The following is a 14610-nucleotide window of genomic DNA, read 5'->3' as shown; positions in this document are numbered from 1 at the left end:
CTGAACGTTTTTACATGAGAAGAAAATAGATCGATCTAATTTATTTTAATTTAAACGCTCCCATCACCTCCTAAAAGGTTATCATGTTCACGGCTTAGTTATACTAATTTCTCTTGAACCTTTGGCTTGGCATGAAGTTCTGAACAAGGACCTGCTTGCAGCATATAGCTTCCACCGTCATGACCAATTACTTGCTTCACCTCTTTTGCTGCTTCAATAAGCTTGTTAAGATCAATGCCCGTATGAATTCCCATTTCACTTAATCCATGAACCAGATCTTCTGTAGCTATATTTCCAGTGGCACCTGGAGCGTAAGGACACCCTCCTAACCCGATAATAGAACTATCAAAATGAATAACACCCTGCTGCAAAGCAGCCACTACATTAGAAAATGCCATTCCTCTCGTATTGTGCAAATGCATGGAGAAAATAATGCCGGGATAATTTTGTTTAAGAAACCCTAGCATACGATACACTTGCTGAGGATTTGCCATCCCTGTTGTATCTGCTAAAGAAATTTCTTCGACACCCATCATTCTGTATCGTTCTACAATAGAAGAAATGCGTTCTATAGCAACTTTTCCTTCATAAGGACATCCAAACGCTACCGAAATTGAACCTCCCACTTTAACGTTATGCTTTTCCGCTAATTCGATAATAGGATAAAAACCTTTTTGGGCTTCTTCTACAGAACAATTTGCGTTAGACAAGCTGTGAGAATCTGTAGCTGAAAGCATAAGCTTTAACTTTTTCACTCCGGCGTCAATGGCTCTCTGTGCACCTTTTACATTCGGCACTAACGCGCGAAATTTGATATTTGTTAAGTCTTGAACACTTTCTACGACCTGCTCGGCATCCTTTAACTGAGGAATCGCTCTCGGATGTACAAAAGATGTAATTTCCATTGATTGAATGCCTGTCTTGGCTAGCTGACGGATAATAGATATTTTTTCTTTTGTAGGAATCCACTCATGTTCAGCTTGAAACCCATCCCTTGGGGCTACTTCACAGATTATGACTTTTTCCGGTAATTCTATTTTTTGAATAGTATTCATTAAATAACCCCCTTTTCTTTTAACACCGCTAAGTCTTCACTTGATAACCCCAGTTTTCCACCTAGAATTTCTTCATTATGTTCTCCCAATTCAGGGGCACGATGACGAATTGCTCCCGGTGTATGTGAAAACTTTGGCACTACTCCCGGAACCTTAATTTTCCCTAGGCGGGGGTGCTCTACTTCTACAATGTTTTCTCGTTCTCTATACTGGGGATCATTAAATATATCTTCAATGCTGTAGATAGGGCTAACTGGCACGCCAAATGAATCTAACTTTACCTGCAGCTCGTCTTGAGTGAAGGACTTAATCCAATTTGATACAATTTCCTGAACTTCATGATCATGCTTTAGACGCTCTACGTTTGTATAGTATCGCGGATCCTTTAACATATCTTTTCTTTCCATTGCCTCTGCAAGACGATCAAAGGTAGAGTCTGTACTGCATACTAATACAACAAACTTTCCGTCTTTTGTTTCATATGTGCCTGCTGGGCTTGAGTGACCTGCAAGTCCAGGGCTTCTCTCTCTTACTTTTCCGTTTTGATCATATTCAGCGATTAAAAACTCCATCATTCGAAAAATAGATTCATATAATCCCATTTCTACTACTTGACCTTCCGGCTGTTCGTGCACATCTCTATGATAGATAGCGCTTACACAAGCGAACGCGGTATATATGCCCGTTACATAATCTAGTAAAGAGTAAGAAGGACTGACGGGCGGACGATCTGAATATCCTTGTAAATAAGTATGTCCGCTAAATGCTGTCCCCGGTGTGCCGAATCCAGCTTTCTCTCGATAAGGACCTGTTTGTCCATAACCTGATACGCGCACCATTACTAGCTTAGGGTTAACTTTTTTAAGCTCTTCATATCCTAAGTTCCATTTTTCCAGTGTACCCGGGCGAAAATTTTCAATTATTATGTCTACGCCACTAATTAGCTTTTTGAAAATTTCTGCTCCTTCTTCTGATCGAATGTCCAGCGTAACAGACTTTTTATTGCGAGCAAGTCCGGGCCACCTTAAAGGTTCAGTCCCTTTCCAAGGCCCTACAGTCCGAAGCGTATCTCCTTTTCCCGGAAGCTCAATTTTGGTTACTTCCGCCCCCAAGTCCGCTAGTAAAGTAGCTCCAAAGGGAGCAGCAATCATAGTAGAAATATCTAGTATTTGAACTCCTGTTAAAGGTCCATAATTTTTGGTTAACACGTTGAATCCCCTCCGGTAATAACTGTTTGTATGCTTAATTAAGATAATTAATTAGTAGATTTCCTTTGATATGTTAAAAATGAATATCATTAGTCGAAATATTAAGATGATTTATTTTTCTAAAGTTAACTCTTTTTCTTCTAATAGAATAGACTCTTTGCTTTCAATCGGGTCTAAATCTGTTAATAGGAACGTATAGCTTAAAATTCCAATCACTAAAAAAGCAGCTGCTAAAAGGAAAGCATACATAAATGAACCCGTGGCTTGAACAATAAACCCAGTCGTAATAGGTGCAACAATAGCCATCGAGTTATTCCCAAATGTTAAAAGTCCCGTTAATGTTCCTACCGTTCCTTTTGGTGCAATAAATGTAGGAATGCTGTAGGCAACAGCAGATGTGACCACAAGACCTCCAAGTGCTGTTGAAATCCAAAATACAGCTACGTTCGCACTGTGAGTAAACGCTGCCCCAATAATTGACAAACCAAATACCATACCTATTACTAGAAAAAACTTGCTGACACGCGTCCGGTTATACCCTTTGTTAATAAGACGATCAACAAGCCAACCCCCGATTACTATTTCAGTAATGGTACCTACAATCCACGGTATGGCCGAGTACCAGCCTGATTTTAAAATAGACATGTTCATTTCTGTTGCTAAATATCCAGGAAGCCAAGTCAAGAACAAAAACCATGAATAGCCGTATGCCGCAAATCCAATGAATACTGCCCAGACTTTTCTTTTAGTTAGCAAATATCGAATGTTCTCCATTGCACTGCCTTTAACTTCTTCTGAACTTTGAGAACCGCCTTGAACAATGTAGTCATATTCTTCTTTTGTCAAACGCTCATCTTCATGAGGTTCACGATACCAGATCCAATAAACAATAGCATATATGAAACTAAGAATAGCAGTTGCTAAGAAACCGCCTCGCCAGCCCCACTCTGTTACAATTAGTGCTAATATAGGCGCTCCGATGGCGTTGGAAAGTTTGGATTGAGAATCATAAGCTGCGATAGCTTTTCCGCGTTCCTGACGCGGAACCCAATGGCTAACTGCTTTAGCAGCAGATGGAAAGAACGGTGCTTCTCCAACTCCTAACAGCACTCGAGATAAAATAATTAACCCCCATCCATTTGCTACTGCAGTTAAAAGACAAGCTACTGTCCATATCACGGTCGCTACACGCGTTACCCATTTTACGCCTATTTTATCTAGCAAAGGCCCTATAGGAAGTTGAAGTAAAGCGTAAGACCATGCAAATGCTGATAGGAAAATCCCCATCTGACCTGCTGTCAAGTTAAATTCTTTTTGTAACAATGGCATAGCAATGGACATATTAATTCGATCAAAATAGTTTACAACTACACCAACCGCAATCAAGAATACAATCGACCAACGATGTTTTTTCATTTTTTTCCCTCACTCATAAGATTTTAAGTATGCGCTTTCATTTTTGTAAAATATCTCTTTGCTCAGATTCCATTTATAATTACTTGCTTACATAAAGTCTGTCTGAACTCAAGTTGAAAGATGGCAATGCTGAAAACCTAATCCTCTAGCTATTTACTTATTCTTTTATCCTTTCGTAAAAACATTTTATTAGTGAAACTAAAAAGATTAATAGAAAGTTCTAATTAGAACGATCTAATAAATTTTTATTAGAACGATCTAATTCCAGCGGAAATCTCTTCATATATTGCGGAACGGTGCTTATATTTTATGATCTACTCAAATATCCGAACATGATGATCAACGTCTGCTTTTTTAATTTCTCATTGTAACACCTGCCTTTTTTCGCGAAGCGTCGTATTTTGACACAGCCTAATATAAAATCAATTCAAACTTGAGCTTTAGTATACTGAATTACATTTGCCTGCGCAATATATATTTTTAATTTTTAGAAAATTAAAATACACACTTTTTTAATATAATAAATCCAAAAATAACTGTATTAATTTCACAAATATTTCTCTTATCGCGTTAAAAAAACAGAAAATACAGACACTTCATTCGTACAATTGTAGTAAGGTTTGAAGATACGAGTTTTTAATACTGTAAGCTTGGTTCAAACATTTGTTCCTTAATATACTCCACAGGCATCTCTTTTCCTGTCCACAATTCAAACGCCATGGCCCCTTGCCAGATCATCATTCCTATTCCATTAATGGTGTGACATCCAATTGATTCAGCTTGTTCTAACAGTTTTGATCTCATAGGCATATACACGACATCGGTTACAATTAAATCCGGACGCAGCATTGATATATCTTCAATAATGCTGAATTCTTCTAACGGTTTCATTCCCACTCCTGTTCCATTTGTCAAAATATCGCTCGTTTTAATTTCTTCTCTTAACCTGTCTGTATCTTCAAGAGAATACAGCTTCGCTTTACATGAAACATGTTTCATCTCTTCATTAATAATTTTTACGTTTTCTACAGCTTTTGAATAAAATTCATCGTGACGAGCAAAAATTGTTAATTCTTCAAGCCCTTCTAAAGCTGCTTGAATAGCAATAGGCGTCGCTGCTCCACCCGAACCGATCAACGTCATTTTTTTTCCTGTGATATCCACGCCGTGCTCTTTTAAATTTCGAATGTAACCCATGCCGTCTGTGCTATGCCCAACTAGTACGCCATTATCATTTACGACGGTATTGACAGCTCCTGAAAATTTGGCGCTGTCTGCTAATTCATCAAGAAACGGGAGAATTTTTGTCTTATTGGGCATGGATACATTAAAACCTTTAACATTTAACGCTCTCAGCCCTTTAATTGCATCTTCTAACGAGTCATTTCCTACCTCAAAAGCTAAATAAGCATAATTTAATCCCAGTTTTTTAAAGGCCATATTATGCATAGATGGTGACAATGAATGTCCAATTGGAGTTGCTAAAAGGCCGATGAGCTGAGTTTTACCATTAATACGCCCTACGCTTTTCATGATTTTACCTCCTGTTTTATTAAAATTCAGAAATATTTGTGGTACCTAACCTGTACTTTTTCAGCTTATCTTCATTTACAATCAAACACATTTCGAATTCATATAATACAGGTAATTAGATCGATCTAATTTTAAGATATACTGACTATTCAACCAACCCGTAACAAGCTGCATTCAAAACCAAAGCTGCTCTACTCACATGTAAAAATAAAGAAACCGCTTACAAATTTACGACTTTAATAACATAAGTTTGACACGTACTGTACGTTTTACCTCCCTTCCCAAGGCAGCATTTCTCAACATTACTAGAAACAAAGCTTTCACCTATACCTGGCTTCTTTTATTAAATGAATGCAGTAAACACCCGGTGAACCAAGACAACTCTTAGCGACCTTATGTATCATAGTATCACATTTTTTTAAAAGGAAAAATGTTTTTTTGTTACTTTTCAGAAAAATCTTTTTATTTAAAGAATTTCTTTATATTAAAATAAAGCTATAACCATAATTATAGCTTTATTCTTGAGCGTGGCTTTCTCTTCTCTTTTTCATCCACCAGCCTGCACCAACTATCACTCCGATTATAAGAATAACAAATATTAAACGATCAACATCATGCAAATATTTTTGGATTTTTTCAATATCTCCAAGTCCTCCTACATAGAGCAAAAAAACAAACCACGGAAAAATGCCTAAGGTGCTGTATAAAACAAAATCCCTAGATTTGATTTTACTAAGACCTGCCAAATAGGTTATATAGTTTGCGATACTGATGGGACGAGAAATCGTAATACTCCATTTTCCATATTTATGAAACCATTTTTGGGCACGCTTTATATTTTTTTCACCAAACCAGCGCTTGGTAATAGATTCAAACCTGTATCCCATAACGAACGGAATATAGTTGAATGCGATATAAATAACGGTATTGACAGCTGAAACAATAAGGATTTTCCATATTGAGAGCTGCAGCACCGAGCCAATAAGCAAAATCGATAACGTACACGGAAAAGGAATTGCCGCAGCTTCGATTGCTGTAGCAATAAAGATGCCCACTATGCCTAAATTTTGTACAAAATCAATAAACCCTTGCACCTTTTTTCTCCTTTCAATCATACAAATTTCACGTTCTTTCATCATAACTCAAACTATTCAAAATTTCACGATTTCAAAGCAATTTTACTAGTAAAAAAAGCTCATACGCACCCGTTTGCTATATTTGATTATCTTCTATCATATGCAGTTTATAAGTGAAGTAACGCAAAAAAAGAATATAGCAGAAAAAAAACTCTTTTATTAGTTGTAATAAAAGAGTCTTTTCTGTCCTACTATTATTTAACTTTAGCAATAATTTTCCCTTTCACATGGCGGTTTGATAGCTCTTCTAATGCACTTGGCACTTCTTTTAACGAGATGATGCGCTCAATCATCGGAGCTACTTTCTTCTCTGCTACTAATGCTAAAAGCTCATCACCCATTTTTGCTAAATCCGCTTGCGCAATCATGTCATCAATGTGATGTGCAGCATTTAAAGCTACTTCATGATAAGAAATCACCTTTGTAAAAGGCTTTACTTTTGTATAATCAGGTGCACCAGCAATATGTGCTAAATGTCCTCTATAGGCAATCATATCTAAAGAATCCGTTGCGTTCTTTGCGCTCACCGTATCAAGCACAGCATCTAAGCCGCGGCCATTTGTCAGCTCCAATACTTTTTCCACGACGTTTTCCTCGCGATAATCAATTACATAATCAGCTCCTAACGACTTCACATACTCATGATTATGTACTGAAGCTGTTGAGAAAACGGTTTTTTCAGCGTTTTTAGCAAGCTGTACGCCAAAGCCTCCTACGCCTCCAGCTCCTCCATGAATTAAGATGGTTTGAATATGGTTCATTGGAAGTTTACGAAATAGTGCTTCATAAGCTGTGTAACCTGCAGTAGGCAAAGCAGCAGCTTCTTCAAATGTAACAGCATCAGGAATGCGCGAAATTGAATGAGCATTCGTAACCGCATATTCAGCATATCCGCCTTTTTTCATAAAGTCCCCGTGATAGACAACGCGGTCTCCTTTTTTCCAGTCAACTACTCCTTCTCCAACTTCATCAATTGTCCCAGCTACATCTAAACCTAGAATGTGAGGATATGTCCAATGAGGGTTTCCGTTAGTAGCCGTTTTATAATCTACGGGATTAAGTCCCACTGCGTGAACTTCAACTACTACTTCCCCTTTATTTGGAAGAGGTTTTTCTATTTCTTCTACTTTCATTTCTGTCCATTTATTTTTATCTTGCAATAATAATGCTTTCACAGCCTAACTCTCCTTTTTAAATCATTTGCCTAGCGTTGCTTTAATTATTCTATCTAAAAATGATTTGCTTACTATTTTTATTTTAAAGAGAGCTTGTCTATAATACAAATTAGAAAATAAATAGATATCTATAAATAAATTTATAAGAAAGGATGACATAAATGATTGATTTTGAATGGTATCGCAGCTTTATTAGCATTTACAAATATCGATCTGTTTCTGAAGCAGCCAGAGCGAGGATCTTAACGCAGCCGGCCATGAGTCAGCACTTAGCTGCTTTAGAAGCTGAAATAGGCGAAGGTTTATTTATCCGTGCACCGAGAAAGATGATTCCAACAGAAAAAGGTAAAGAACTGTACACGCGTATTGTCCCGTTAATTGAAAGTCTAGAAGCTGCTTCAATTGAATTAAAAATGACCGCTTCATCTCCCGACGCGCTGCCGGTCGTAAAAATTGGTTCTCCCGTAGAGTATTTTACCGAACAAGCTTTAGAAAGAATAAAAGATGCAGGTATCCGCTGCTACAGCCAGTTTGGTATTGCTTCTGTTTTGCTTGAAAAGATACAAAGCGACGAAATTGATATTGCGATTACAACCCAAAGATTGCAAATACCTGGAATTGAATATACGGTCATTGAAGAAGAAGAGTTTGTCTTAACCGTCCCTCCTTCTTTTGAAATGACAGCTAGTAAAGACGTAGAAGATTTTTTATATAATCAGCGGTGGATTAGCTATGGTCTTGAACTTCCTATTATCAGGAGATTTTGGCGGCAGCATTTTAAAAAACGACCTGAAATTCAGCCTCATCATGTAATTCCAAATCTTCAAACGGTGTTAAAAGCCATTCAGCATCACATGGGAATCAGCATGCTTCCCCGCTATTTGATTCAAGAAGCGCTCCGAGAAAAAAAGGTGAAAATTGAACTTGAACATTTAGCGGTAAAAAATCAGATCTTTCTTGCTTATAAACTTAAGCATCGAGATCATCCAATCATTCAAAAAACGATACGCTCGTTAAAAAAAGAAGAGGTTGAGAAATAATGACATGAATCCATTCTAAAGACGAACAAACAGGATACATGAGCTGAACCGCTTGTGACACCGCAGTTGATTTCCATGCAAGGCTTCGCTTTCCGCGGGCGGCCGCTGAGCCTCCTCGTCGCTTACGCTCCTGCGGGGTCTCACCTGTTCCGCTTTTCCCGCAGGAGTCTTCACCTTGCCCTCCAATCAACTGCTAGAAGAAACGAAAACAGATGAAACCTACATTCACTATAACAAAAAAAAACGAACCGCTAGTCAAACATGTTGATTAATGGCTCGTTTTTCACCTCGTCTAAAATCATTTTGTCCCAGCCTCTTCTTTTTTTGACAGTTGCTGTGCTGAATCTACTCCTACTAAATCTAAAAAGAAAATAAAAATAGGAATACCAAGAATCAGCCCCCATACGCCTAAGAAGTGTTCACCAAACACTAAAATGATAAACGTAATGAACGTTGGCAAGTTTGTTTTAGATGACATGAGCTTTGGATTTAATACATAGCTTTCAAGTGCGTGAAGTACTACCACCATAATTAACACAGATAGTACTTTTACACCGCCTCCTAAACTGTAAGCGATTGTACAAAGTGGAATGAGTGAAACAAATACCCCAAGAACCGGCACTAGCCCTAGTAGAAAGACCATAACGCCAAGTGCAAGCAAATTAGGAAACCCTAACACCCACAGCGCAATAACGGATAAAATGCTGTTCACAAAAGCGATAATAAACTGAACTTCTATTACCTTGCCGAAGGAATTAACAAATTTTCTCCCCAAATAGCCCGCTTCTTTGAAAAACCAGCCCAGCCTAGATTGTTCCAATTGGACAAATAATCGGTGAATCCGCGACTTTTCAAGTAAAAAGAATAGGCTTAACAAGAGTGCTAAGAAAACTTGTGCACTTACTTTTCCAATATTAGATAAATAGCTGTATACTAAATCAATATTCTGCTGAATATTCTCCGGTGATTTGAATCTCTTTAGATTATCGATAATATAGGTGACGAATGTATTATCAGGGGGGTGCTTGTAAAAATACATCAGCTTCTGTACAAGCTCGGTAACTTGCGTCATAATAACCGGGATGTATACATATCCTACAATACCGAGGGCCCCAATCAGTGCGATATAGATGACGATGAGTATAAGCGTTGAATTAAGCGGAAGCTTTCTTCTTAACGTTTGTTGAAAACGACCAATTAAAAAGGTAAAAATAAACGTAAATAACAGCAGCTGAAGCATACTTCTAATGCTGACAAGTAAAACTGTAATGATAATAAGCGTAATGATGCGAATAGTAAGTTTGTTGTGAAGCCAACTTCTTGCAATATTCATGAAACCTTCAATTCTCCTATCTCTCTTTTTCCCAAGTCATTTGTATACATATAAATAAAACGGATACGCTAGACGCTCATATCCGCTTTCGCTATATATAGTGTATCATTTAATATTCAAATTTTACTATATTTCGGCGCTTTTTATTATGTCTTTATTTTCTCTCCGCTATTCTTTTTCATTTTCCCATACATTATGATAAATTAGCTTGTCTAAATCCCTTCTTTTTTCCCAGTTAGCTTGTTCTAAGATTGGTTTCTCAGGGTATTTATCTGTATAGCCAATTGACATGAGCGCTACAGGATCAATATGAGGAGGAATATGTAAAATGTCACGCACATCATTTTTCTTATAAAAACTTACCCAACCCATTGCCAGTCCTTCTGCATATGAAGCAAGCCACATATTTTGAATCGCACACGCAGTTGACATCATATCGGTTTCTGGAATTGAGTTTCTTCCGAGAACATGAGAGCCCCCTCTTGTTGGATCACACGTTACGCAAATAGTTAATGGCGCCTCTTTTAATCCTTGAATCTTGAGCTCTAAAAAATCTTCTTTCTTTTCACCTTCATAATGAATAGCCAGTGCCCTTCTCTCTTTATCTGCTGCCCAGGCAAGTTTATTTTTCACTTCTGTATCAGATACTAATATAAAATTCCAAGGCTGCATAAACCCGACGGAAGGTCCGCTGTGAGCAGCCTGTAGAATGTTATAGACCGTTTCATTCGGAATCTCATCAGACAAAAATGTTCGTACATCTCTTCTTCCATAAATCGCTTTGTATACCGCTTGCTTTTCGTCGTTTGTAAACGAATTCATCTTCTTTAACCTCCATTAAATTCTCTTTTTAACTATTTTTCTAAAAAAACATTTAAAAAATGTGATCCAAACTTTATATTTTCTCGTATTACTATATGAATCTATCATAAAGGAGGTTGCAAACATGTTCAACGACGTTTTAATGAACTTATTTAACGCGGTAAGCAGCATCATTAACACAATTGGATAATTTGATTGTACATATTTAGTAAGAAAGGAGGCATATTACATGCTAAACGAGGTACTTATGAACTTTTTTAACGCAGTAAGCAGTATCATCAACACAATCGGATAAAAAAAGCACAAAGAAAAGGGTAACTGCCATTACCACCGTCTTTATGCTTTACTAGTTCAAAATCATATATTTTACAATAAAAAGAACTCTTTGATTAGGAGTTCTTTTTATTTATCCTAACATGTTCCCTTTTATTTGTATATATGCCTTGCCATTTCAACAGATTCACTTATATGTTGCAAGCATACACATAGGTCTGCAGCTCGTAGTGCAGTTCTTTTAAGTCTTCAGCTGCTTGAGTCAATAACTTCTTTCGCTGAGCTGTATACACATCTAGAATAGCTCTTTCTACTTTTACCTTTTCTTCATATAAAATATCTAACTTATCTTCATTTCCTTCAAGGGAAATAGGCTTTAACATAGCAAATTGATAAATGGGTTGTCCATAATCCAATTTTGTTAAAATAGAACCTACTAATACATCCTGCGAGCATTCATATACGAAGTTTAACAGCGTACTTAGTTCTTCAAGTCGAGAAATATCCAGCTCTGCATTTTCGTTGATCACAGTCCCTATATATTGAAAGCACTCTTCTTCTAACTCATTATAAATAGTTGTGATGCGGTGCAATACTTCATTTAACTTCATAAAGTTCCCCCTTCACACACGCTTCTTGATACAACCATATGACAAAACTTGGTGTTTTATACTAACGAAAAAGCGAGGAATATAAACCTCGCTTCTTCTTTTTACCGATACATACTGGCAATATCTTCAATAAACATAAGCGGTTCTTCTTCTGTTAGTTGTTTAATTGGAGAATAATCCTCTCCACCAAAACTTTGATCTATGTCTTCAATAAACGAAGAAACTTCTTCCGACTCTTCACGATTAGCCGGCATTTCGTATTTTTGTAATTCTGTACGATGCACGACGGATAAAATATGGCGAGGAAATTGCTGCTTCGTTTTTCCAAAACAGTATACCGGCTTGTGTTTCAAAAAGCGTTCTACTTCCTCTTGCCGGTTATAAATGCTTCCATGATCACCCCAAGCTACCACAACCAGTTCAGCATCCTCCACTGCTTTTTGAATATATTCACCTGTTCTTGTTCCAACAGCTTCTTCTTTTGAAAGCATGCGTAAAAACGAAACATGGTCGGTTTGATAGCTGAATAAATAAACGATTTCTAAGACTCCAAATCCCCACTTTTGCGCCAGTTCTATGCATTTGGATACAGCTGTATCGTCGCTGTATTCATACGTATTTTCTGGAAATGACAAGATAAACGTAAGTTTACGTTCGTTTACTTCACTCCATTTGCATAATAGAGAGTATTTGTATGTGCCAGTTTCATCAAAAATAACTTCTTTTTTCACTGCTTCCATCCCCCTGCCTTCTTACAATCTTGTTACTTATCTATTGCAAATGAGCTAAGCAGTAATCGTAACCTTGACTGTTAAAAGTTTTATTTTATATGTATTTCAAAATCATGCCTTCATGACAACTTTTCTTCCATTTTTTCAAAAAGCAATTTTTTCTTCTATACATGCTTTTTACAGCTAGTGAACATTCACATATACATCTTTCCTCTTTTCGGACCTCCAGTCAAAATAGATAAAATCAAAAGAATGGTCTATAATAAAGAAATAACCAATGACCTTTTCACTCATGTTTTTGACAGTTACGGATTTTTTCTCAGCAGGTACGTTCAAAACTGATCCTCTGAGAAAATAGAAGATAAATTTGTGTAAAGAAAGGATTTTGTAAATGGCTACTACACACACATTTACAAGAGGAGAAGAAATTGCAAATGCGATTACACACGGCGTTGGAGCCGTACTCAGCATTGTTGGATTAACGCTTTTAATCGTACTTTCTTCGTTAGAAGGAACGCCTTGGCATGTTATCAGTTTTACTATTTACGGAGTAACCATGCTGCTTCTCTATGTCTCCTCTACGCTTGTCCATAGCTTTCCAGAAGGTAAGTTAAAAGATCTTTTTGAGATATTTGACCACTCTTCTATTTATTTGTTTATTGCCGGTACGTACACTCCATTTTTATTTATCGCAGTAAAAGGAACCACCGGCTGGACACTTTTTGGAATTGTATGGGGCATTGCTCTTGCAGGAATTGTATTCAAAGCTTTTTTTGTAAAGAAATTCCTTTTTATTTCCACCATTCTTTACGTATTTATGGGATGGATGATTGTGTTTGCTTGGGATTCGTTAACTCAAAATATTGCCCATCAAGGAATTGTCCTTCTCGTAGTAGGAGGCGTGTTGTATACAATCGGGGCCGTTTTTTACGTATGGCGAGGATTTCGTTTTCATCATATGATTTGGCATATGTTTGTTCTTGGCGGAACCGTACTCCACTTTTTAGCAATCATTTTATATGTATTGCCTATAACCAATTAAAAAAGGGCCAGAAGGCCCTTTTTTAATTGGTTATCGAATTCCTTACCACAGTTTTGCCATTTGAGTCACAAGCGTATAGACTCCTAGCACAGCCATAATAACGACCACAAAACCGCCAAAAACGGCAAGCCAAGTTGGATGCTTGTAATCGCCTACTATCTTCTTTTTATACGCCGCTATAAGCATCGTTCCAAGTGTAATAGGTAAGATTAGCCCATTTAATGCTCCAGCTAAAATAAGCAGCGTGACCGGCTGGCCAATCGTTAAGAAAACCAGGGTTGAAATCGTAATAAATGCAATGATAATCCAGTTTTCATATTTCTCAATCCTTTTACTGAAGGATTTAATAAAGGAAACCGATGTATATGCCGAACCAATAACTGAAGTGATAGCCGCCGCTGCCATGACAACACCGAATAATTTATAGCCAATATCCCCTGCGGCTAACTGAAAAACAGAGGCAGGTGGATTATCAGGATTCAGCTTTAGTCCTTGACTCAACACACCTAGTGTGGCTAAAAATAGAAAAATTCGAATGATCGAAGCAATCGTAATACCGGATACTGCTCCTCTTGTTACTTCAGGAATCGCGGCTTTTCCTTTGATTCCTGCATCTAATAAACGGTGACCTCCTGCAAATGTAATATATCCTCCTACCGTTCCTCCTACAAGAGTAACAATCGCCATTACGTCAATGTGATCCGGCCAAAATGTTTTAGATACTGCTTCTCCTAATGGCGGAGCGGAAGAAACTGCAACATACACCATTAAAACAATTAATATTCCACCCATTAATTGAGCAAATCGATCCATTAATTTTCCGGCTTCTTTGACTAAAAAGATTGCGATAGAAATGATGGCTGTAATGACTGCACCCGCTTTAGGAGAAATACCAAATAGCGCATTGAAGCCAAGACCCGCTCCTCCTACATTTCCAATATTAAATGCTAAGCCCCCGATTACAATTAAAATAGCAATAAATAAGCCGAGGCCTGGCAAAACATTGTTAGCGATATCCTGTGCTCTTTTTTCTGAAACGGCAATAATACGCCATACGTTTAGCTGAACGCCAATGTCTAATAAAATCGACAGTAAAATGACAAAACCAAAACTTGCGGCGAGAGCTTGTGTAAAGACCGTTGTTTGAGTTAAAAAACCTGGCCCCACTGCTGAAGTAGCCATTAAAAATGCTGCTCCGAGCAGCACGCTCCAGTTGCGTTCTTTTTTCATGATGT

Annotated in this window: 14 protein-coding genes; 2 read left to right on the top strand and 12 right to left on the bottom strand. The window is 37.5% G+C overall.

Annotation, left to right across the window (positions count from 1 at the left end; genetic code table 11):
• Positions 1–98: 98 nt before the first annotated feature.
• The 6 genes from AC0C45_RS08380 to AC0C45_RS08355 form a co-directional block, all read right to left on the bottom strand.
• Positions 99–1055, bottom strand: coding sequence for a hydroxymethylglutaryl-CoA lyase (locus AC0C45_RS08380; RefSeq protein ID WP_034653992.1), 957 nt, complete (start codon positions 1053–1055; stop codon positions 99–101).
• A complete protein-coding gene (locus AC0C45_RS08375; protein WP_257062882.1) occupies positions 1055–2263 on the bottom strand; it encodes a CaiB/BaiF CoA transferase family protein in 1209 nt (402 codons plus the stop codon). Before AC0C45_RS08375 ends, AC0C45_RS08380 begins: the two co-directional genes overlap by 1 nt.
• 111 nt (positions 2264–2374) lie before the next feature.
• Entirely contained in the window at positions 2375–3679 is a 1305-nt protein-coding gene (locus tag AC0C45_RS08370; RefSeq protein ID WP_013081988.1) for an MFS transporter, read from the bottom strand.
• A 636-nt stretch (positions 3680–4315) separates the two neighbouring features.
• Positions 4316–5212, bottom strand: coding sequence for a shikimate dehydrogenase (locus AC0C45_RS08365; RefSeq protein WP_013081987.1), 897 nt, complete (start codon positions 5210–5212; stop codon positions 4316–4318).
• 515 nt (positions 5213–5727) lie between these two features.
• The gene (locus tag AC0C45_RS08360) at positions 5728–6306 is read right to left on the bottom strand and encodes a DedA family protein (protein WP_016763242.1); all 579 of its coding nucleotides are present in this window, start codon (positions 6304–6306) and stop codon (positions 5728–5730) included.
• A 236-nt stretch (positions 6307–6542) separates the two neighbouring features.
• The gene (locus AC0C45_RS08355; RefSeq protein WP_237893565.1) at positions 6543–7523 is read right to left on the bottom strand and encodes a zinc-binding dehydrogenase; all 981 of its coding nucleotides are present in this window, start codon (positions 7521–7523) and stop codon (positions 6543–6545) included.
• Positions 7524–7684: 161 nt separating this feature from the next.
• Between AC0C45_RS08355 and AC0C45_RS08350 the strand changes: the two genes are divergently transcribed.
• Entirely contained in the window at positions 7685–8563 is an 879-nt protein-coding gene (locus AC0C45_RS08350) for a LysR family transcriptional regulator (RefSeq protein ID WP_237893564.1), read from the top strand.
• Here AC0C45_RS08350 and AC0C45_RS08345 read toward each other — a convergent pair.
• From AC0C45_RS08345 to AC0C45_RS08325, 5 genes are all read right to left on the bottom strand, one after another.
• Complete coding sequence (locus AC0C45_RS08345; protein WP_013081983.1) at positions 8514–8753, bottom strand: hypothetical protein; 240 nt, start codon at positions 8751–8753, stop codon at positions 8514–8516. The two genes, AC0C45_RS08350 and AC0C45_RS08345, sit on opposite strands and share 50 nt — an antisense overlap.
• 108 nt (positions 8754–8861) lie before the next feature.
• Entirely contained in the window at positions 8862–9896 is a 1035-nt protein-coding gene (locus AC0C45_RS08340; RefSeq protein WP_016763239.1) for an AI-2E family transporter, read from the bottom strand.
• 168 nt (positions 9897–10064) lie between these two features.
• Entirely contained in the window at positions 10065–10718 is a 654-nt protein-coding gene (gene bluB / locus AC0C45_RS08335) for a 5,6-dimethylbenzimidazole synthase (RefSeq protein WP_013055676.1), read from the bottom strand.
• A 464-nt stretch (positions 10719–11182) separates the two neighbouring features.
• Complete coding sequence (locus tag AC0C45_RS08330; RefSeq protein WP_016763238.1) at positions 11183–11602, bottom strand: hypothetical protein; 420 nt, start codon at positions 11600–11602, stop codon at positions 11183–11185.
• A 101-nt stretch (positions 11603–11703) separates the two neighbouring features.
• Positions 11704–12342 (bottom strand): DUF1643 domain-containing protein, encoded by a 639-nt coding sequence (locus AC0C45_RS08325; protein ID WP_016763237.1) that lies wholly within the window; start codon positions 12340–12342, stop codon positions 11704–11706.
• Positions 12343–12724: 382 nt separating this feature from the next.
• Here AC0C45_RS08325 and trhA point away from each other — a divergent pair, with 382 nt between their 5' ends.
• Entirely contained in the window at positions 12725–13375 is a 651-nt protein-coding gene (gene trhA, locus AC0C45_RS08320; RefSeq protein ID WP_047932684.1) for a PAQR family membrane homeostasis protein TrhA, read from the top strand.
• Between the two features lie 42 nt (positions 13376–13417).
• Here trhA and AC0C45_RS08315 read toward each other — a convergent pair whose 3' ends face one another.
• Positions 13418–14605, bottom strand: a complete 1188-nt coding sequence (locus AC0C45_RS08315) for an NRAMP family divalent metal transporter (protein ID WP_034653999.1) — start codon at positions 14603–14605, stop codon at positions 13418–13420.
• Between the last annotated feature and the right edge of the window lie 5 nt (positions 14606–14610).

Source organism: Priestia sp. VA7, from assembly GCF_055710015.1.
Note: the sequence above shows the minus strand (reverse complement) of the source record. Positions and strands in the feature narration are given on the sequence as shown.

What these genes read in the sequence shown, in the direction of transcription:
- bluB (WP_013055676.1), bottom strand. Translation starts at nt 10,718, where the DNA reads ATGAATTCGTTTACAAACGACGAAAAGCAAGCGGTATACAAAGCGATT.
- AC0C45_RS08380 (WP_034653992.1), bottom strand. Translation starts at nt 1,055, where the DNA reads ATGAATACTATTCAAAAAATAGAATTACCGGAAAAAGTCATAATCTGT.
- AC0C45_RS08330 (WP_016763238.1), bottom strand. Translation starts at nt 11,602, where the DNA reads ATGAAGTTAAATGAAGTATTGCACCGCATCACAACTATTTATAATGAG.
- AC0C45_RS08315 (WP_034653999.1), bottom strand. Translation starts at nt 14,605, where the DNA reads ATGAAAAAAGAACGCAACTGGAGCGTGCTGCTCGGAGCAGCATTTTTA.
- AC0C45_RS08350 (WP_237893564.1), top strand. Translation starts at nt 7,685, where the DNA reads ATGATTGATTTTGAATGGTATCGCAGCTTTATTAGCATTTACAAATAT.
- AC0C45_RS08370 (WP_013081988.1), bottom strand. Translation starts at nt 3,679, where the DNA reads ATGAAAAAACATCGTTGGTCGATTGTATTCTTGATTGCGGTTGGTGTA.
- AC0C45_RS08340 (WP_016763239.1), bottom strand. Translation starts at nt 9,896, where the DNA reads ATGAATATTGCAAGAAGTTGGCTTCACAACAAACTTACTATTCGCATC.
- trhA (WP_047932684.1), top strand. Translation starts at nt 12,725, where the DNA reads ATGGCTACTACACACACATTTACAAGAGGAGAAGAAATTGCAAATGCG.
- AC0C45_RS08365 (WP_013081987.1), bottom strand. Translation starts at nt 5,212, where the DNA reads ATGAAAAGCGTAGGGCGTATTAATGGTAAAACTCAGCTCATCGGCCTT.
- AC0C45_RS08325 (WP_016763237.1), bottom strand. Translation starts at nt 12,342, where the DNA reads ATGGAAGCAGTGAAAAAAGAAGTTATTTTTGATGAAACTGGCACATAC.